This window comes from Methylobacterium sp. SyP6R, assembly GCF_019216885.1.
In the GTDB taxonomy this organism is placed as follows: domain Bacteria; phylum Pseudomonadota; class Alphaproteobacteria; order Rhizobiales; family Beijerinckiaceae; genus Methylobacterium.
The window spans coordinates 1,501,203-1,518,925 of the sequence record NZ_JAAQRC020000001.1 but is presented as its reverse complement, the minus strand read 5'-3'; the positions used below and the strand labels follow the sequence as shown (position 1 = coordinate 1,518,925).

The 17,723-nt window shown below is 71.0% G+C and carries 14 protein-coding genes; 3 read left to right on the top strand and 11 right to left on the bottom strand.

What is annotated here, in order from left to right; genetic code table 11:
- Nucleotides 1–40: 40 nt before the first annotated feature.
- The 5 genes from HBB12_RS06935 to dusB all read right to left on the bottom strand — a co-directional run bounded on the left by HBB12_RS06935 (nucleotide 41) and on the right by dusB (nucleotide 7,352).
- Nucleotides 41–2,350 (bottom strand): sensor histidine kinase NtrY-like, encoded by a 2,310-nt coding sequence (locus tag HBB12_RS06935; RefSeq protein ID WP_236988666.1) that lies wholly within the window; start codon nucleotides 2,348–2,350, stop codon nucleotides 41–43.
- 105 nt (nucleotides 2,351–2,455) lie between these two features.
- Nucleotides 2,456–2,893, bottom strand: coding sequence for a Ros/MucR family transcriptional regulator (locus tag HBB12_RS06930; protein ID WP_236988665.1), 438 nt, complete (start codon nucleotides 2,891–2,893; stop codon nucleotides 2,456–2,458).
- Nucleotides 2,894–3,682: 789 nt separating this feature from the next.
- Nucleotides 3,683–5,137, bottom strand: coding sequence for a nitrogen regulation protein NR(I) (ntrC, locus tag HBB12_RS06925; RefSeq protein ID WP_236988664.1), 1,455 nt, complete (start codon nucleotides 5,135–5,137; stop codon nucleotides 3,683–3,685).
- 5 nt (nucleotides 5,138–5,142) lie between these two features.
- Entirely contained in the window at nucleotides 5,143–6,303 is a 1,161-nt protein-coding gene (locus tag HBB12_RS06920) for a two-component system sensor histidine kinase NtrB (protein ID WP_442919236.1), read from the bottom strand.
- Nucleotides 6,300–7,352, bottom strand: coding sequence for a tRNA dihydrouridine synthase DusB (dusB, locus tag HBB12_RS06915; RefSeq protein ID WP_236988662.1), 1,053 nt, complete (start codon nucleotides 7,350–7,352; stop codon nucleotides 6,300–6,302). Before dusB ends, HBB12_RS06920 begins: the two co-directional genes overlap by 4 nt.
- A 687-nt stretch (nucleotides 7,353–8,039) precedes the next feature.
- Between dusB and HBB12_RS06910 the strand changes: the two genes are divergently transcribed.
- Complete coding sequence (locus HBB12_RS06910; RefSeq protein ID WP_442919235.1) at nucleotides 8,040–9,263, top strand: bifunctional 2-C-methyl-D-erythritol 4-phosphate cytidylyltransferase/2-C-methyl-D-erythritol 2,4-cyclodiphosphate synthase; 1,224 nt, start codon at nucleotides 8,040–8,042, stop codon at nucleotides 9,261–9,263.
- Nucleotides 9,260–9,760 (top strand): CinA family protein, encoded by a 501-nt coding sequence (locus HBB12_RS06905; protein ID WP_236988661.1) that lies wholly within the window; start codon nucleotides 9,260–9,262, stop codon nucleotides 9,758–9,760. Before HBB12_RS06910 ends, HBB12_RS06905 begins: the two co-directional genes overlap by 4 nt.
- A 212-nt stretch (nucleotides 9,761–9,972) precedes the next feature.
- Here the strand turns inward: HBB12_RS06905 and HBB12_RS06900 are convergent, their stop codons facing one another.
- The 6 genes from HBB12_RS06900 to HBB12_RS06875 all read right to left on the bottom strand — a co-directional run bounded on the left by HBB12_RS06900 (nucleotide 9,973) and on the right by HBB12_RS06875 (nucleotide 15,121).
- On the bottom strand, nucleotides 9,973–10,923 hold the full coding sequence (locus tag HBB12_RS06900; RefSeq protein ID WP_236988660.1) for a bifunctional helix-turn-helix transcriptional regulator/GNAT family N-acetyltransferase: 951 nt from the start codon (nucleotides 10,921–10,923) through the stop codon (nucleotides 9,973–9,975).
- 50 nt (nucleotides 10,924–10,973) lie between these two features.
- Nucleotides 10,974–11,348, bottom strand: a complete 375-nt coding sequence (locus HBB12_RS06895; protein WP_236988659.1) for a response regulator — start codon at nucleotides 11,346–11,348, stop codon at nucleotides 10,974–10,976.
- 4 nt (nucleotides 11,349–11,352) lie between these two features.
- Nucleotides 11,353–12,864, bottom strand: coding sequence for an RAD55 family ATPase (locus HBB12_RS06890; protein WP_236988658.1), 1,512 nt, complete (start codon nucleotides 12,862–12,864; stop codon nucleotides 11,353–11,355).
- Between the two features lie 67 nt (nucleotides 12,865–12,931).
- Nucleotides 12,932–13,720 carry a sensor histidine kinase gene (locus HBB12_RS06885; RefSeq protein WP_236988657.1) on the bottom strand — a complete coding sequence of 263 codons (789 nt, stop codon included), beginning with the start codon at nucleotides 13,718–13,720 and terminating at the stop codon, nucleotides 12,932–12,934.
- 230 nt (nucleotides 13,721–13,950) lie between these two features.
- Nucleotides 13,951–14,415, bottom strand: coding sequence for a hypothetical protein (locus HBB12_RS06880; RefSeq protein ID WP_236988656.1), 465 nt, complete (start codon nucleotides 14,413–14,415; stop codon nucleotides 13,951–13,953).
- A 166-nt stretch (nucleotides 14,416–14,581) separates the two neighbouring features.
- Entirely contained in the window at nucleotides 14,582–15,121 is a 540-nt protein-coding gene (locus HBB12_RS06875; RefSeq protein ID WP_236988655.1) for a hypothetical protein, read from the bottom strand.
- Nucleotides 15,122–15,820: 699 nt separating this feature from the next.
- Between HBB12_RS06875 and HBB12_RS06870 the strand changes: the two genes are divergently transcribed.
- Nucleotides 15,821–17,473 carry an MFS transporter gene (locus tag HBB12_RS06870; protein ID WP_236992686.1) on the top strand — a complete coding sequence of 551 codons (1,653 nt, stop codon included), beginning with the start codon at nucleotides 15,821–15,823 and terminating at the stop codon, nucleotides 17,471–17,473.
- Nucleotides 17,474–17,723: the final 250 nt, after the last annotated feature.

The window sequence follows — 17,723 nt, the reverse complement described above, 5'->3', positions numbered from 1 at the left end:
CAATTCGAAGGGCGCCGCTCCCGGCAAGGGCGGGCCCGCGTCACGCAGCGGGCTCCGGCGACGTCTCCGGAGACCGCGCGGGCCGGGCCGGGGTCCCGCCGCCCCCCGGCGGCTCGTCGCGCCGCATCTCGCGCAGGACCCGCATCCGCACCTGCCCGCCGCGCCCGCGCGGGTTGTCGTTCAGCTCGATGCCGCCGCCGTGCTCTTCCAAGACCTTGCTCACGATCGCCAATCCGAGGCCCGTGCCCCCCTCGCGGGTGGTCATATAGGGTTCGAGCAGCCGCTGGCGCCCTTCCTGCGGGAATCCCTTGCCGGTATCGGTGATCTCGATCACCGCGGCCTCGCCCTCCTCGTAGAGGCGGACCGCGACCAGGCTCTCGCCCCGGGTCTCTTCCGGCACCGCCTGCACCGCCTCGACGGCGTTCTTGAGGATGTTGGTGATCGCCTGCGACAGGAGCCTGGTGTCGAAGGCGGCGCTGACCCGGGCCTCGCCCTCCTCCAGCGTGAAGGTCACGTCGGGATGGGCCACCCGCATCATGAACAGGTTCTGCTTGACGATCTCGGTCAGGTCGTTGCGGGCGATCGCGGGCTTCGGCATCCGGGCGAAGGACGAGAACTCGTCCACCATCCGCTTGATGTCGTCGACCTGGCGCACGATCGTGGCGACGCACTGCTCGAAGATCTCCTTGTCGGCGGTGATCACCTTCCCGTACTTGCGCCGGATGCGCTCGGCCGAGAGCTGGATCGGGGTCAGCGGGTTCTTGATCTCGTGGGCGATGCGGCGGGCGACGTCGGCCCAGGCCGAGGTGCGCTGCGCCGTGACGAGGTCGGTGATGTCGTCCAGCGTGACGACGTAGCCCCGGTCGCCGTCCTGCGACTGCTCGCTGGTGGTCCGCACGTCGATGGTGCGCTCGCGGCCGTTGCGGGCGATCTGGATCTGCTGCTGGGTCGGGCGGGCGCGGGAATCCCCCGGCAGGCCGCCGAGCTCCGGCATCACCGCCTCCAGGGGCTGGCCGACGAGGTCGGCGACGGAGCGCCCGAGCATGCGTTCCACCGACGGATTGGCGATGGTGATGATTCCGCGCCCGTCGACGCCGATGACGCCGGCCGGCACCCCGGCCAGCACCGCCTCGGTGAAGCGGCGGCGGCTGTCGATCTGCTCGCTCTGCTCGATCAGGGTGGTGCGCTGGCGGCTGAGCTCCTGGGTCATCTTGTTGAAGCTCTCGCCCAGGTGCTGGAGGTCGCCCTCCGTCTTCCGGAACGGGACCTGGGCGTAGTAGTTGCCCGACGCGACCTGGTCGGCGGCGTTGATCAGCCGGCGGATCGGCGCCACGAAGCGATTGGCGAAGTTGAGCCCGAACCACACCGCCGAGAGCAGCGCGATGAGCGCGATCAGCGCGAACATCGTCGCGAAGGCGATCTGCACGCTGCGCCGCCCGGCATCGATGGTCAGGAACTCGGTCGCGGCGGCCCGCGACACGCCCGGGAACTCGACCGCGAGCCGCGTCACCTCGCGCTCGACCAGCAGGAAGGCGTCGTCGTAGGCCGGCAGCCGCATCAGCGTGCCGAAGACCCGCCCCTCCCGCGGCAGCAGGCAGGTGGCGTCGGCGGATTTCGACGCTTCCTCGAAGTCGCTGGCCGAGGGCAGCGGCGGGTCCTTGAGGATGTCGATATTGGCCCGCGCCACGGTCTCGGTCGGCGAGCGCATGATCCGGGCGATCGGCAGGCCGAGCGAGGCGGCCCGCGCCGTGAGGAAGCTCTCGAACCAGGCCCGCTCGACGTCGAAGGCGGGGCGCGCCCGGGTGAGGTCGTCGGAGAGGATGCGGGCCTCGCGGGCGAGGCTCTGGCACTGGTTGGTCAGGTAGGCGTCGGCCACGTCGACCGACATCAGCACGACGTTGCGCATCCGGTCGGAGAACCAGGGCGACAGGCCGCGCTCGAGCGTGATCGACGCCACCACGGCGAGCAGCACCGTCGGCAGGGTCGCGATCAGGCTGAACAGGCCGACGATGCGGGTGTGGAGCCGGGCGGCGGCGGCGTTGGTCTGCCGGGCGCGCAGGAAGACCCGCGCCTCCCAGGCGATCACCACGACGAGCAGCAGCACCAGGGCGACGTTGCTGAGCAGCAAGGCCACCACCACCGTGTGGGTCGGCGCGATCGCGGTGGCGCCGACCAGGATCAGGAAGGTGGCGAGCGCCAGCGCCAGGGCGACGATGACCGCGAGCGCACCGAACCAGCCCGGACCCCGCGGCGCGGCGTCCTGAATCGACCCGGGCGGGAGCGCCCGGGCGGTGTGGCCGGCCGCGCCGGAGGGGGGCGCTGGAGCCCGGGGGCGACGTGTGAACAGCATCCGTGGTGCAAGGCCACTACAGTGTGGCGAAATTAATACGGATGCCGGCGCGGCGACAATCGGAGCCGGCGGCCGCGCCGTCCGGCCCGTGGCCGATGGCGCGCGTCAGGCGGCCCGGTCCGGGCGTGGGCGGCGGACCACCGGCTTCTGGCCCAGCCCGATGCTCTTGGCGAGCTCCGAGCGTTGCGCGGCGTAGTTAGCGGCGACCATCGGGTAGTCCGGCGGCAGGCCCCACTTCTGGCGGTAGGCCTCCGGAGTGAGACCGCGGCCGGCGAGGTGGCGCTTCAGCGTCCGGTACCGGCGCCCGTCCTCGAGGCTGATCAGGTAGTCGGGCGTGACGGTCTTCTTGATCGGCACCGGCGGGGTCAGCCGCTCGGGCTCCGCCGGGGCGGCCGAGCCGAGCCGGGCCATCGCCTCGTGGACGCTGCGGATCAGGCTCGACAGCTCGCCCACCGGCACGCTGTTGTTCGACACGTAGGCCGAGACAATGTCGGACACCAGGCCGATCATCTGAGGCGTTTCGTCGTGGTCAACTGAACTCATTGCGGTCCTCGAGAAGTGCGGGCCCCCGTCCGAGGTGATGGATGTTACGCCAGTCTCCGTCAACTGCAAGGTGTCGCGATCAACACAAGAGACGGCACTGGATTATCTCTGCCGCTTTTCCAAAGGTCAGACGACCTGACCGGCGCCGCCGACCGCGCCGCGCCGCGGAGCACCGCTGGAAGACGACCATGGCGGAAAACTCCTTTTCCGCCATGGGTTTGCCGGGACAATCGAGGGTGTGGGGCAAAGCAGTCGACGGATGTGCGGGCCGGTCCGTCTTTCACTTAAGAATTGATAAAAACAACGATCCGATACGTTGCGGGATCGTAGAGCCACCCCAGAAAGTCCAATCCGGGCCCGAATCCATCGGCCGCCGCGGCGGTGCCGGACCTGTCGAAACCGCGAGGGCGCGCCACGATGTCTGTCGCACCTATTCTGTCCCGCGATGCCGTGATGTCTTCGCCAGACGATGCGAAGTGTTCCGGCGACGAAGACAGGTTATTCGACTTAAGGTTGTGCGGTCGTTTCGCCGCGACGACGCGGCTTCACGGCGCGGCGTCGAAACGAGATCATGGTCAGGCCCGCGCCGACGGTGTCGCAGCGCGAATTCGCAGTGCGCCGGGATCGGACGGGGGTGAAGCCAAAAACGGGCCAAATCAGGTCCCCGCCGCTCCGGTTTTGCCGGATTATCCCGTCTCGCCGGTGCGGAGGAGAGGCGATGCGCCCGGATGCGTCGAAACGCCGCGTAAATTCCACGGTGGAAGGGCCGGCCGCCGACCGGCCCGATCCTCACCGCGGGGTGCGGAAGACCTGCAGGTCGAGGTCGCGCACCTTCTTGCGCAGGGTGTTGCGGTTCACGCCGAGCAGCTCGGCGGCGCGGATCTGGTTGCCGCGGGTCGCCGCGAGCGCCGCGCCGATCAGCGGTCCCTCGATCTCGCGCAGCACGCGGTGGTAGAGGCCGGGCGGCGGCAGCGTGTCCCGGTAATTGGAGAAATACTCCGACAGGTGCCGCTCCACCGCCGCCGACAGGCCCTCGGCTTCCGCCCCGCCCTTGCGGCTCCCGGCTTGCGCGGGGGCGGCGAGCGGCAGGGTGTCGAGCTCGGCCTCGATCACCGGGCCGGTGATCGTCTCCTGCGGGTAGAGCGCCGCCAGGCGCCGCACCAGGTTCTCGAGCTCGCGCACGTTGCCGGGCCAGCGGTAGCGCTTGAGCTTCTCCATGGCGTCGCCGTCGAGCTGCTTGCGCGTCAGGCCCTCGCGCTCGACCAGCACGAAGAAGTGGCGCACCAGGTCCGGCACGTCCTCGGAGCGCTCGCGCAGGGCCGGCAGGCGCAACGGCACGACGTTGAGGCGGAAGAACAGGTCCTCGCGAAAGATCCCCTGCTGGATCGAGACCCGCAGGTCCTTGTTGGTCGCCGCGATGATGCGGACGTTGGTCTTGATCGGCACCCGGCCGCCGACGGTGGTGTACTCGCCCTGCTGGAGCACCCGCAGCAGCCGGGTCTGGGCCTCCATCGGCATGTCGCCGATCTCGTCGAGGAAGAGCGTCCCGCCCTCGGCCTGCTCGAACCGGCCGGCCGAGCGAGCGGTGGCGCCCGTAAACGCCCCCTTCTCGTGGCCGAACAATTCGGATTCGATCAGGTCGCGGGGGATCGCCGCCATGTTGACCGGCACGAACGGGCCCGAGCGGCGCCGGCCGTAATCGTGGAGAGCCCGCGCCACCAGTTCCTTGCCGGTGCCGGATTCGCCGGTGATCATCACCGTGAGATCGGTCGGCATGAGGCGGGCCAGCGAGCGGTAGATCTCCTGCATCGCCGGCGAGCGGCCGACGAGCGGGATGTCCTCGTTCTCCGGCGGGGCGCCCGGGGAAGCGGCGCCGCGCGGGCGCGACAGGGCGCGGCCGACGATCGCCGTCAGCTCCTTCAGGTCGAAGGGCTTCGGGAGATACTCGTAGGCGCCGCGCTCGGAGGCGCGGATCGCCGTCATGAAGGTGTTCTGCGCGCTCATCACGATGATCGGCAGGTCCGGCCGCACCCGCTTGATGCGCGGCAGGAGGTCGAAGGCGTTCTCGTCGGGCATCACCACGTCGGTGATGACGAGGTCGCCCTCCCCTTGCGCCACCCAGCGCCACAGGGTGGCGGCGTTGCCGGTCGAGCGGACCTCGTAGCCGGCGCGGGACAGGGCCTGGTTGAGCACGGTGCGGATGGCGGCGTCGTCGTCCGCCACGATGATGTGTCCGTTCGGCATGGCGCTCACTCGGTCTCGGCGGAGGATTCGCGCCCGTCGCGGGCATGCGACATCGGCAGGAGGACGCGGAAGGTGGTGCGGCGGGGGGCGGGATCGCACTCGACGATGCCGCCATGGTCGCCGACGATCTTGGCCACCAGCGCGAGGCCGAGGCCGGACCCCTGCGCCTTGGTGGTGACGAAGGGGTCGAACAGGTCCGGCAGGAGCTCGGCGGTGACGCCGGGTCCGTTGTCGCGCACCGCCACCTCGATCGGCAGGCTGACCCGCTCGCGCGAGCCCGGCACCTGGAGGCGAAGCCCCGTCCTGAAGGCGGTCGACAGGATGATCTCGCCGTCGACCGCGTCGGCGCCGATCGCTTCCGCCGCGTTCTTGACGAGGTTGAGGATGACCTGGATCAGCTGGTCGCGATTGCCGAGCACCGGCGGCAGCGAGGGATCGTAATTCTCGACGAAGCGGATGTGGCGAGCAAAGCCCGACTGGGCCGAGCGCTTCACCTGGTCGAGGACGCCGTGGACGTTGACCGGCCCGCGCTCGACCGGGCGCTCGTCGCCGAAGAGTTCCATCCGCTCGACGATGCGCACGATCCGGTCGGATTCGTCGCAGATCAGCCGGGTCAGGAGGCGATCGTCCTCGGCGGCCGACTGTTCGAGGAGCTGGGCGGCGCCGCGGATGCCGGCGAGCGGGTTCTTGATCTCGTGGGCCAGCATCGCGCCGAGCGCCACCATCGAGCGGGCGGCCCCCCGATGGGTGAGCTGGCGGTTCATCTTGTCGGCGATGGTGCGCTCCTGGAGCATCAGCACCACGAGGTCGTCGTCGAGATGGGTCGCGAACACGTCGACGCTGCGCTCGACGCCGGTGCGCGGCGAGGCCAGTTCCACCCGGTATTCGCTGACGCTGGCCCGGCGGCGGCGCACCTCGTTCACCAGCGCGATGATCGGCGAGGAGAACGGGATGATGTCGCGCAGGCGCTGGCGCTGCATCATCCGGCGCGAATAGTCGAAGAAGTGCTCCGCCGCCATGTTGACCTGCATGATCCGCTCGTCCGGGCCGATGGTCAGGACGGGCAGCGGCAGGGCGTTGATGATCATCTCGCTCGTCGGGTCGCTCATGAACGAGGCCTTCCGGGTGCGGGCGGCAAGGGGGGCTGGCGCATCGCTCATCCTCATGCAGCCTGACATTCGGGCCCTACGGCCGGTGCGTCGAAGGCGCGCCGCAGCAGCCGCGCGGCCTCGTCCGGGTCGGTGGTGGTGACGAGCCGGGTCCGCTCGGGTGCTTCGAGCCCGCCGGCATGGTCGGCATAGGCGGCGAGGTGCTTGCGAGCGTGGCGCACGCCCATCCGGGCGCCGTAGAGGGCCAGCAGCCCCTCGTAATGCTCGGCGGCGAGCTCCGCCTTTGCCGCGGCGTCGGGCTCGGCGACCGTCTCGCCGGTGAGCCCCGCCGCGATGGCCGCGACGAGCCAGGGCCGCCCGACCGCCGCCCGGCCGATCATCACCGCGTCGGCGCCCGACGCGGCCAGGCAGGCCCGGGCATCGGCGAGGCTCGCGACGTCGCCGTTGGCGACGACCGGGATCGCCACCGCGTCGCGGACGGCGCGGATCGCCGCCCAGTCGGCCCGGCCGGTATAGAATTGCTGCCGGGTGCGGCCATGCACCGTGACGGCGGCGTAGCCGAGCCGTTCGGCCCGGCGCGCCAGGTCCGGGGCGTTGCGAGTGGCGTCATCCCAGCCGAGCCGCATCTTGACGGTGACCGGCACCGACACCGCCTCGCGCACCGCCGCGAGCAGGCGCTCGGCATGGTCGAGGTCGCGCATCAGGGCCGAGCCGGCCTGGCCGCCGGTCACGGCTTTCGCCGGGCAGCCCATGTTGACGTCGATCACGTCGGCGCCGTTCGCCTCGGCAAGCCGCGCGCCCTCCGCCATCCAGCCCGGGTCGCAGCCGGCGAGCTGGACGATGTGGGGCAGCACGCCCTCGCCCTCGGCCCGCAGGCGCGCCTCCTCGGTGCCGCGGGCGAAATCCTCCGCCGCCACCATCTCGGACACGGTCGCGGTGGCCCCCAACCGGCGGGCGATGCGGCGCATGTGCAGGTCGGTCACGCCGGACAGGGGTGCCAGCAGCGCCCCGCGCGCGCGCGTTACCCCTGCGGACAGGGGTCCTCTTGGCAGCGCTGCCGGCCCGGCCCCCGGGGCCCATGCGCTCAAATAATGGTCAGTCGTCATTGTGCACAGCAAATAGCCAAAACCTGGTCGTACGCAAGCGCGTTCGGGCTTCGATCCCCGAATTGCCTGCGAAATGGGTGGTGAGTGACCCCGGCCTTGAGCCGCCGGTCCGTGCGCGGTGGCGTTCCGCGGCGGCTCGCGCCTGTGCCGGGCAGGATAAGGGGGCATCACGGCGGAATGGAAGCGGCGGCGCCCGGACTTTGCTGCGTTGCGGGATGGCGGCCGGACCCGAGCCGGTCCCGCACCGTGCGCAATCCCGGATTCTGACCGTCGCAAGGCGGTCCGGAAACAAGAATGGCGCGGGACCCCCCCTCTCCCCGCGGGCGGGGAGAGGGCCGTGCCGCCGTTCAGGGGGCGCGGCGAGCCCGAAGGGCGAGGGTGAGGGGGGTTCGACGAGTGAGGCTCCTCCGGAAACACCCCCTCACCCTCGCTCCGGCTTGCGCCTCCGCTTGCCATGTCTCCTGAACGGAGACACGGCCCTCTCCCCGCCCGCGGGGAGAGGGGGAAACCCGCGCCTTCTCCTCCTCCCGGACAGCCCTGCGACCAACGTGGGAGCAACGACCGGATCGCTCCGAAAGAACCCGCCCGGATCCGGTTTTCTTCCGACGCGGCACTCCCCTTCCCCTGGTGCATTTGCCTCGACGGACCGCCCCGGCTAATGAGCGGGCAATCCCGGGAGCGACCTCTTTGACATTTCCCCAGATCGCCGCGGTGGTCGTCGCCGCGGGGCGCGGCATCCGCGTCGGCGGCGACACGCCCAAGCAATATCGCCGCGTCGGCGGCCAGGCGGTCCTGACCCGGACCCTGGCGGCGCTCGCCGCCCATCCGGGCCTCGCGCGGATCCAGGTGGTGATTGCCCCGGATGCCGCCGCCTTCTACGACGAGTGTGTGGGCGACCTTCCCCTGGCGGCCCAGGCCAAGCTCGCGCGGCCGACCGAGGGCGGCGCCACCCGGCAGGCCTCCGTGCGGGCCGGGCTCGCGGCGCTCGCCCGGGAGGGTGCCCCCGACCTGGTGCTGGTGCACGACGCGGCCCGTCCCTTCGTCGATGCAGGCCTGATCGACCGGGCGATCGCGGCGGCCGAGAGCCACGGCGCTGCTGTGCCGGGCGTACCGGTGAGCGACACGATCAAGGTGGTCGAGCCGGACGGCCGGGTGCGCGAGACGCCGAAGCGCGAGGATTTGCGCGCGGTGCAGACCCCGCAGGCGTTCCGGTTCGCCCTTCTCCACGAGGCACATGGGCGCGCGGCGGCGGAGGGGCTCGACGGCTTCACCGATGACGGCGCGCTCGCCGAATGGGCCGGCCTGCCGGTGGCGGTCTTCCCCGGAGACCTGCGCAACCGCAAGATCACCCAGGCCGCCGACCTCGTCGAGGCCGACCGCGCCTTCACGTCTCCCTCCGAGAGCGATCCCGCCATGACCCTCCTGACCCGCCTCGGCACCGGCTTCGACGTGCACGCCTTCACGGAGGGCGACCATGTGTGGCTCGGCGGCGTGCGCATCCCGGCCGATCGCGGCGTGCTCGCCCATTCCGACGGCGACGTGGTGCTGCACGCGCTGACCGACGCGATCCTCGGCGCGCTCGCCGACGGCGATATCGGCGTGCATTTCCCGCCGAGCGACCCGCGCTGGCGCGGCGCCTCCTCCGACCAGTTCCTCGCCGATGCGGTGCGGCGGGTGACCGAGCGCGGCGGGGTGATCGACCACCTCGACATCACGGTGCTCGCCGAGGCGCCACGGATCGGCGCCCATCGCGAGGCGATCCGCACCCGGATCGCCGAGATCGCAGGCGTGCCGCTCTCGGCGGTCTCGATCAAGGCGACGACGACGGAAAAGCTCGGCTTCGTCGGCCGGGCCGAGGGCCTGGCGGCCCAGGCCGCCGCGACCATCCGCCTGCCGGAGGCGCGCGCGTGATGTTCGATGCCGCCCTCGTCACCCGGGCGAGCGTGCTGATCGCCGCCTATCGCGAGCGCCAGGCCCGCCTCGTCACCGCCGAATCCTGCACCGGCGGCCTCGTCGCCGCCCTGCTCACCGAGGTGGCGGGCTCCTCCCTGGTGGTGGAGCGCGGCTTCGTCACCTATTCCAACGAAGCCAAGGCCGAGATCCTCGGCGTCGACTTCAACCTGATCTCGGCCCACGGCGCGGTGAGCGAGCCCGTGGCGCGGGCGATGGCCGAAGGGGCGCTCGCCCATTCCCGTGCCGACGTGGCGCTCGCCATCACGGGCATCGCCGGTCCGAGTGGTTCCACACCGACGAAGCCCGTGGGTCTCGTCCATTTCGGCCTCGTCGCCGCCGGCCGGGCGACCCGGCACATCGAGCGCCGCTACGGCGATCTCGGCCGCTCCGAGGTCCGGCGCTGCGCCGTCGAGGACGCGCTGGGCTTCCTGGAGATGGCACTGGAGAAGGTGTGAGAGTGTCAAGCGGGACAGGCTTTACGCCGACACCACTCAGGGTCATTCCGGGGCCGCGCAGCGGAGCCCGGAATCCATAACCGCTGACGTTTGAGAATCGGGCGGCAGGCGTTCCGCTTCATCCTGCATGATCCGCGGTTCTGGATCCCGGGCTCCGCTTTCGCGGCCCCGGGATGACCCGGAGGGTGTCAGGTCCGGTGGGGGCCGATCGACTACAGGTCCAGCACCCAGGTCTCCCCCACCAGATCCTGCCCGAACGACCGATGCGGCGCGCTCTCGACCAGCCGGAAGCCCGCCTCGGCGTAGATCCGCCTCGCCGCACCCAGCACGTCGTTGGTCCACAACGTGAGCTGCCGGTAGCCGCGCTCCCGGGCGCCCGCGATGCAGGCCGCGGTGAGGCGCCGGCCGAGGCCCTGGCCGCGGGCGGAGGGCTCGACGTAGAGCAGGCGCAGCTTGCCCACCGTCTCGGAAGCGGGCCCCGCGCCCGCGGAGGCGGGCGCCAGGAAGACGCTGCCCGTCACCTCTCCCGCTTGCTCGGCGATCCAGGCCCCGGCCCGCGCGGGATCGAAGTCGCGCACGAACGCCGCCAGGATCTCGGCCACCAGGGCCTCGAAGGTCAGGTCGAAGCCGTATTCGGTGGCGTAGAGCAGGCCCTGGCGGTGGGCGATCCAGCCGATGTCGCCGGGCCGCAGGTCTCTCAAGATGGCCGGGCGCTCCGGCGGATCGCCGAGGAGCCGGCGCACCCGCGCCATGGCGCCGACGAGGGCCGCCCGGTCGGCGCAGGGCAGCCGCGCCAGCAGCGCCTCGACCTCCGCCCGCGAGGCCTCGTTCAGCGGCGCGAAGGCGGCCTGTCCCTCCGGCGTCAGGGCCAGGACCTGGCGCCGCCCGTCATCGGCGGCGGCCCGGCGGGTCAGGAGGCCCTGTTCCTCGAAGCGCTTGAGCAGGCGGCTGAGATAGCCGGCATCGAGGCCGAGATCCTGGCCGAGGACCGAGGCGGTCAGGCCATCGCGGTGGGCGAGCTCGTAGAGCACCCGCGCCTCGGTGAGCGAGAAGGCGCTGCGGTGCAGCCCCTCCTCCAGGAGGCCGATCTGCCTCGTGTAGAACCGGCCGAAGGCCCGCATATCCGCGACCATCGCCGCCTCGACCTCACCCTCGCGCATCATCGATCCGCCTCCCGTCCAGGGCGGCAGGGTCGCCGACATGATTGACTGAGTCAACTATCTTTGGAGGGTCCCGGCAGCAAGGCCGCCACGAGGTCGTGGACCTGGCGGATCCGGAACGGCTTGCGCAGGAAGACGGCGTGGCCCGACGCGCGCTCGCGCACGGTGGCTTCCGGCATCGAGCTCATCAGCACGACCGGGATCCCCCGCGTCTGCGGATCGTCGCGCAAGGCCGCCAGCATCGCCGGCCCGTCCATCACCGGCATCATGAAGTCGAGGAAGATCAGGTCGGGCCGGGCTGCGGCGACGCGGGCGAGGCCCTGTCGTCCATTGGCGGCGGTGACCACCGTATGACCGTCGTCGGAAAGGACGGCATCCAGCAATTCGGCGATGCCGAACTCGTCGTCCACGATGAGCACCGTCGCCACGGGCCTACTCCCCGCCGTGGCTCGATGCGTCGCGGTCGGCCAGGATCGCCTCGGCCCGCTCGGGGCCGTCGTCGATTGCCAGGCCGCCGGGGCGGATGTCGAAGATCCGCAACCGGGGATCGATCCGGGCGTCCCGGGCCTTGGCGACGGCGACCAGGCGGTGGACGCCGGAGCGCAGGACACAGGAGCGCATCAGCACCACGTTCTCGGCGACGCTGGAGGTCTGCCGCAGGGAGGGAGCGCCGGAGGGAGCATCCAGGAAGGTGCCGCGCAGGTCGGTCTCTCGGGTGTACATCGCCGTCACGCCCAGCGCCCTGAACTCCGCCGTGAGGGCGGCGAAGATGCGGACGATGCGGTCCTGATCTCCGGCGATCCGACACATCGCGTCCAGACCGTCGATGAACACGCGCCGGACCCCCCGGTTCCGGATCGTCCCCAGCAGATCGGTGCAGATCTCGTCGATCAGCCCCTCGGTGGCGGGCTGCCACATCACCCCGACCCGGCCGTCCCCGATCAGGCCGGCCACCGGCAGGTCGAGGGCCCGCGCCTTGGCGAGGATCGCGGCCTCGCTCTCGTAGAAGCCGCAGAGCAGCCCCGGCGCCCCCGGATCGGCGCCGAGGAACTGCAGGCCGAGCGTGGTCTTGCCGATACCGGAGGGGCCGCCGACGAGGGTGGTGGAATGGTGCGGCAGGCCGCCGCCCAGCATCGCGTCGAGGGACGGCGACCCGGTGGTGAGGGGGGCTCCCTCGACGTGGTCGCGCCGGCTCGGCAGCCGCAACCGCGCCTCGATGCGCGGAAACACCCGGATCCCGTCATCGGTGATGCGGACGCTGTGGCGCCCGCGCAGGAAGCCGCTGCCGCGGAACTTGCGCACCTCCAGTTCGCGCTCCGCCCGCCAGCCGCTGAACCGGCTCGACAGGGCGATGAGCCCGTCCACCATCGTGTGCTCGGCCGCCACCATGTCGGCCCCGGCCGAGGCGCTGGTGAGGAGGAGCGCGGTTGCGCCGGTGGCGGCGGCCTGGGTCTGCAATTCGTGGATGAAGGTCTTGAACTCGAGGGTCGAGGCGGCGCTCTCCTCCGCCGCCACCAGGCCGTCGAGGACGAGGAGGCTCGCCTCGCGGATCGCGATCTCCCGGCGCAGCAGGGTCAGGAGGCCGGCCAGCCCCTCGTCCTGGAGGGTGCGGAAGGCGCTCAGGTACGTGATCCGGTCGGGGATCAGGCCGGCCCGGAAGAAGCCGAGCGGCGCGATGTGGCCGAGCATCCGCGAATGGCTCTCGGCGAGCAGCGTGACGTAGAGCGCCCGGTGCTCCGGCGAGGCGCCCGCATGCGAGCCGGCAGGCGAGGCGCCTGCATGCGTATAGCAGGCCTGGTTGCCGAAGATGGTCTTGCCTGAGCCCGGCGTGCCCTGGACGATGTAGACGCCGCCGCGAAACAGCCCGCCGCCGAGGATGTCGTCGAGCCCGGCGATTCCGGTCGGAACCCGCTCGAGTTCCCCGTAGGCACCGGCCTGTCCCATGCTGGGTTCCGCCCCCGTCATGTCGTACTCTCTCGCCGGCTCTCGGCTGTTCGCGATCGTGGATCGCCTACGCGTGGAGGGGAAGCGTTACCGTGAAGGTCGCGCCTTCGCCAGGGCGACTGTCGAGCGAGACGCCGCCGCCCATCGCCTCGGCGAGGCGGCGCACCAGCCACAGGCCGACCCCGAAGCCGGCCGGCGCCAGGCTGGGATCGCCCACCGCCCGCTCGAAGCGCTCGAAGATCCGGGCCTGGTCGGCTTGCCGGATGCCGATGCCGCGGTCGCTCACCCGGATCCGCGCCACGGCGCCGTCCCGCAGACCTGAGACCGTGATCGCGCTGCCGTCGCCGTACTTGATCGCGTTGGTGACCAGGTTGTCGAGGATCTGGTCGAGGGCGAGGCGCTCGCAGGACAGCACCAGGTCGTCCGGCACCGAGACCGTAATCGCGCTGCCGGCATGGGCCGCCATCGGGCTCAAGGACGCCACCACCTCCGCCGCCACCTCGGCCAGCGGCACGGGGGCGGCGAGCAGCGCCAGCTGCCCGGCCTGGACCCGGGACACGTCGAGGAGGGTCGTCGCCCGGCGGACGTAGCGCTCGACGAGCCAGCGCAGCTGCGCCAGCCCCTGCGCCACCCGTCCCTCCGGCGCCTCGCGCTCCGAGGTCGCCAGCAGCCGCTCGACCTGGCCGAGGATCGGGGTCATCGGGTTGCGCAATTCGTGCGCCACGCCGGCCAGGAAGGCGTCGCGCTCGGCCAAGGCCCGGCGCAAGGTCTCGACCTCCCGCCGCAGGGCGGCAGCCTCGTCCGGGGCCGGCAAGGCGGCCTCGGCCGGATCGGACATGTCGGCGCGCAGCCTCATCGGCTCGTGCGAGGGCGCGGACGCCTGGTGCGAGCGGGAATCCGGCTCTGCGGCGGCGGCGCGGGGGCTTGGGTCGGCATCACCCGTCCGCCATAACAAATCGCGGCCGCACAGGCGAGCGCCCGCGGCCGCTATACCGGTTCTTGCATCCTACCGCCGCGGTATGCCCGTAACCGGCACGACGGGTCCGCTACCGCCGCGGCCGGTTTCCTACCGCCGCGGCCGGTTTCCTACCGCCGCGGCGCCTGGACGGAGATCACCCGGGCGCCGCCGACCTGGCGCTCGCCGCCGTTGATGACGTAGAGGACCGGATCGGCCTTCGGCTGGGGCGGGATGCCGGCGACGGTCGGGATGCCGTAGGTGCCCTCGCCCCAGGCGGAGGGAACGAGTTCGCTCGGCCGCGGCAGCTTGAAGTACGGCTCGGCGACGAGGCCGGGCTCCAGCACGCCGTTCGCACCGTAGACGCCGAGGGGCGCGGCGAAGGTGGTGCCGCCATAGGCGGCGAAGCGCCGTCCATGAAAAGCACCGCCCCGGCCGTGCCGCCCGCGGACGTCGTAGATCGCGGCGCGGCCGCCTTGCACGGGCGCGAAATGAGGACGCGCGCTCGGGCCCCCGGGGCCGCGCAGCGGCTGCGCCTCGGCGCCGGCGCCCACCAGGGTGGCGGCGAGGGTGAGGACGATCAGGTCGCGACGCATGATGTGTCTTCCCGGCTCCCGGCACTGGCTCGAGGATCAATGCCGGGGTGCCATCCTCGTTCCCACGGGGGAGCTGCGCCAGCCGTGGCAGAGTGCGGATGCCCGGGGGCCGGGGTCTGCAACCCGACCGGATCGATCATGCGGATAGCCGCCGGGGCGGCGGCGGTCATTGCGTGGCCTGCGCTGTCGCGCGGACCGTGAACTTGTAAGCACCTACCAGCGCGAGCACCGTCGCGAGGATGTCGATGCGCCGGGGGATCTCCGGCACGGAGACCATCGCCGCATCGGCCAGGACGAGCACCGCGAACGCGGCCGCCCAGACGAGGGTGATGGTGCGGTTGACCTGCCGGAATGGCGCGGTACCCCAGACCTCCGGCGGCGTCGTCTCCCGCGCATACTGGAGCGTGAACGGCTGCCCGATCGCCAGCGACGCGAGCACGATGAGGAGCAGACCCGCATCGACGACGAGGCGCACCGCCGGGATCGTCCATGATTGCCCCGTGACCCGCGTGTAGACCGCCAGGCCGGCGAACAGGACGAGCGTGCCGACCTCCAGGATCTTGAAGGATCGATGGCGGACCAGGCGGTCCCGCAGGAGGAGGGCGGCGGCGACGGCCGCTCCCGCCCACAAGGCCGCCGCGACGTGATCGAGATGGATGAGGATCGCGAAGGCGAAGAAGGGTGCGAAGCTCGCGAGCAGATTCATGATGGCACCACGCGTCGCGGTCCGTCGCCGTAAGTGCCGCGATGTTCGGCGATACAGAATTCTGCTGGATCGTGAAATTGCACCCTTCGAAGGATTGCTTCGGGGCGCGAGCGGAGTCGCCTGCCGTCGAGTCGACGGGTCTTTTGGCTCCAGGTCACGGCTCGACCCTGCGGAGCGCCGCTCGCGGCCTCCGGCACAAGGCCCCGATCCGTTCACGAGAGGTCGTGCAGGGCCTTGCCCGTGGGGGGACGAATCGCGAAATCCGAGAAGGCGATGCGCCGGAACGCCGGACACCATCGGGCATGAGGCCCGTTTGGCAATGCCCGCCTTCCGTCTGCGCCCCGCGTCATGCAACCCGTCATCGTGCAACCACGCCTCTTGGAGGCGAGCCGATCGCGGTTCGGGCCCCCGACGGAAGTCTCACGACCTAAGTCTCACGACGAATTGTCGGATGGGCCGCGACGCACGGCTGGCTTAACGATTCGTGTCGGCGGCGGATCACGCGCGAGCGGGCGGTTCCCATCCCCCCGCCCGGCGCAAAAGGCGCCGCCACCCGGTTCACCTGAAACGCGACGACCTCGACGCGGCGAAGATTCGCGCGGGCGACGCGTGCCGTCCCTTACGGAAACGCCCTCACAGGAGGAACACCCCATGGCAAGCTCAGCCGCCCTCGGGCAAAGCGGCGATGCCGCGCGCCCGATGACGCGGGAGGAGAAGAAGGTCATCCTGGCCTCCTCCCTCGGCACCGTGTTCGAGTGGTACGACTTCTACCTCTACGGTTCGCTCGCCGGCATCATCGGCGCGCAATTCTTCTCGTCCTACCCGCCGGCGACCCGGGACATCTTCGCGCTGCTCGCCTTCGCGGCGGGCTTCCTGGTGCGGCCGTTCGGCGCCCTGGTGTTCGGGCGCGTCGGCGACATCGTCGGGCGCAAATACACCTTCCTCGTCACCATCCTGATCATGGGCCTGTCGACCTTCATCGTCGGCATCCTGCCCAATGCCGCGCAGATCGGCATCGCGGCGCCGATCATCCTGATCGTGCTGCGCCTCGCGCAAGGGCTGGCGCTCGGCGGCGAGTATGGCGGGGCGGCGACCTACGTCGCCGAGCACGCCCCGCAGGGACGGCGCGGCTTCTATACCAGCTGGATCCAGACCACGGCGACGCTCGGCCTGTTCCTGTCGCTGATCGTGATCCTGGCGGTGCGCTCCTTCACCGGCGAGGCCGCCTTCGCCGAATGGGGCTGGCGCATCCCGTTCCTGGTCTCGGTGCTGCTGCTCGGCATCTCGCTCTGGATCCGTCTCCAGCTCAGCGAATCGCCCGCCTTCCAGCGCATGAAGGACGAGGGCAAGACCTCCAAGGCCCCGCTGACCGAGGCCTTCGGCAAGTGGCGCAACGCCAAGATCGCGCTGATCGCGCTGCTCGGCCTCGTCGCCGGCCAGGGCGTGGTCTGGTACACTGGCCAGTTCTACGCCCTGTTCTTCCTGCAATCGATCCTGAAGGTCGACGGCTACACCGCCAACCTCCTGATCGCCTGGGCGCTGCTGCTCGGCACCGGCTTCTTCGTGGTGTTCGGCTGGCTGTCGGACAAGATCGGCCGCAAACCGATCATCCTCGCCGGATGCCTGATCGCGGCGCTCAGCTTCTTCCCGGTGTTCAAGCAGATCACCACGCTGGCCAACCCCGCCCTCGAGAAGGCGATCGAAAACGTCAAGGTCACGGTCGTCGCCGATCCGGCCCAGTGCGGCAGCCTGTTCAACCCCGTCGGCACACGGGTGTTCTCGGCGCCCTGCGATCTGGCCCGCGACTACCTCGCCAAGTCCTCGGTGCGCTACTCCACCGAGGCCGCCCCGGCCGGCCAGCCGACGGTCGTGCGGATCAACGGTACCGAGGTCCCGTTCGCGGCGGGCGCTCCGGCGGCGGAGTTCAACAAGGCGGCGGCGGGCGCGCTCCAGGCGGCGGGCTACCCGAAGGCGGGCGACGCGCAGGTCGTCAAGATGGCGAACCCGTTCGACATCTTCCGGCCGCAGGTGGCCGGCGTGATCGGGCTGCTGTTCGTCCTCGTGCTCTTCGTCACGATGGTCTACGGCCCGATCGCCGCGGCCCTGGTCGAACTGTTCCCGACCCGGATCCGCTACACCTCGATGTCCCTGCCCTACCATATCGGCAACGGCTGGTTCGGCGGCCTGCTCCCCGCCACCGCCTTCGCCATGGTGGCCCAGACCGGCGACATCTATTACGGCCTCTGGTACCCGATCGTCATCGCGCTGATGACCTTCGTGCTTGGCCTGCTGCTGGTGCCCGAGACCAAGGACCGGGACATCTTCGACGAGCGGGACACCGCCGCGCACTGAAGTCGAGGATGATGGACTAAAGAGGGGCGCCCGCGGCGAAGGCTGCGGGCGCCCCTCTCGTTTTCGGGGCATCCCCGCAGGGGGAACCGACGCCGCTCTCGTCCTCGACGGTCATCCTGGGGCCCGGCGCAGCCCGGAACCCGGGATGACTCGGAGGGGTTCAGGACCGTCGCGCAAAGTCGGGACCAGCGATGGCAAGGAAACGGCCCATCCACGAAAAAAGGCCCGCCTCACCGAGACGGGCCCCGAA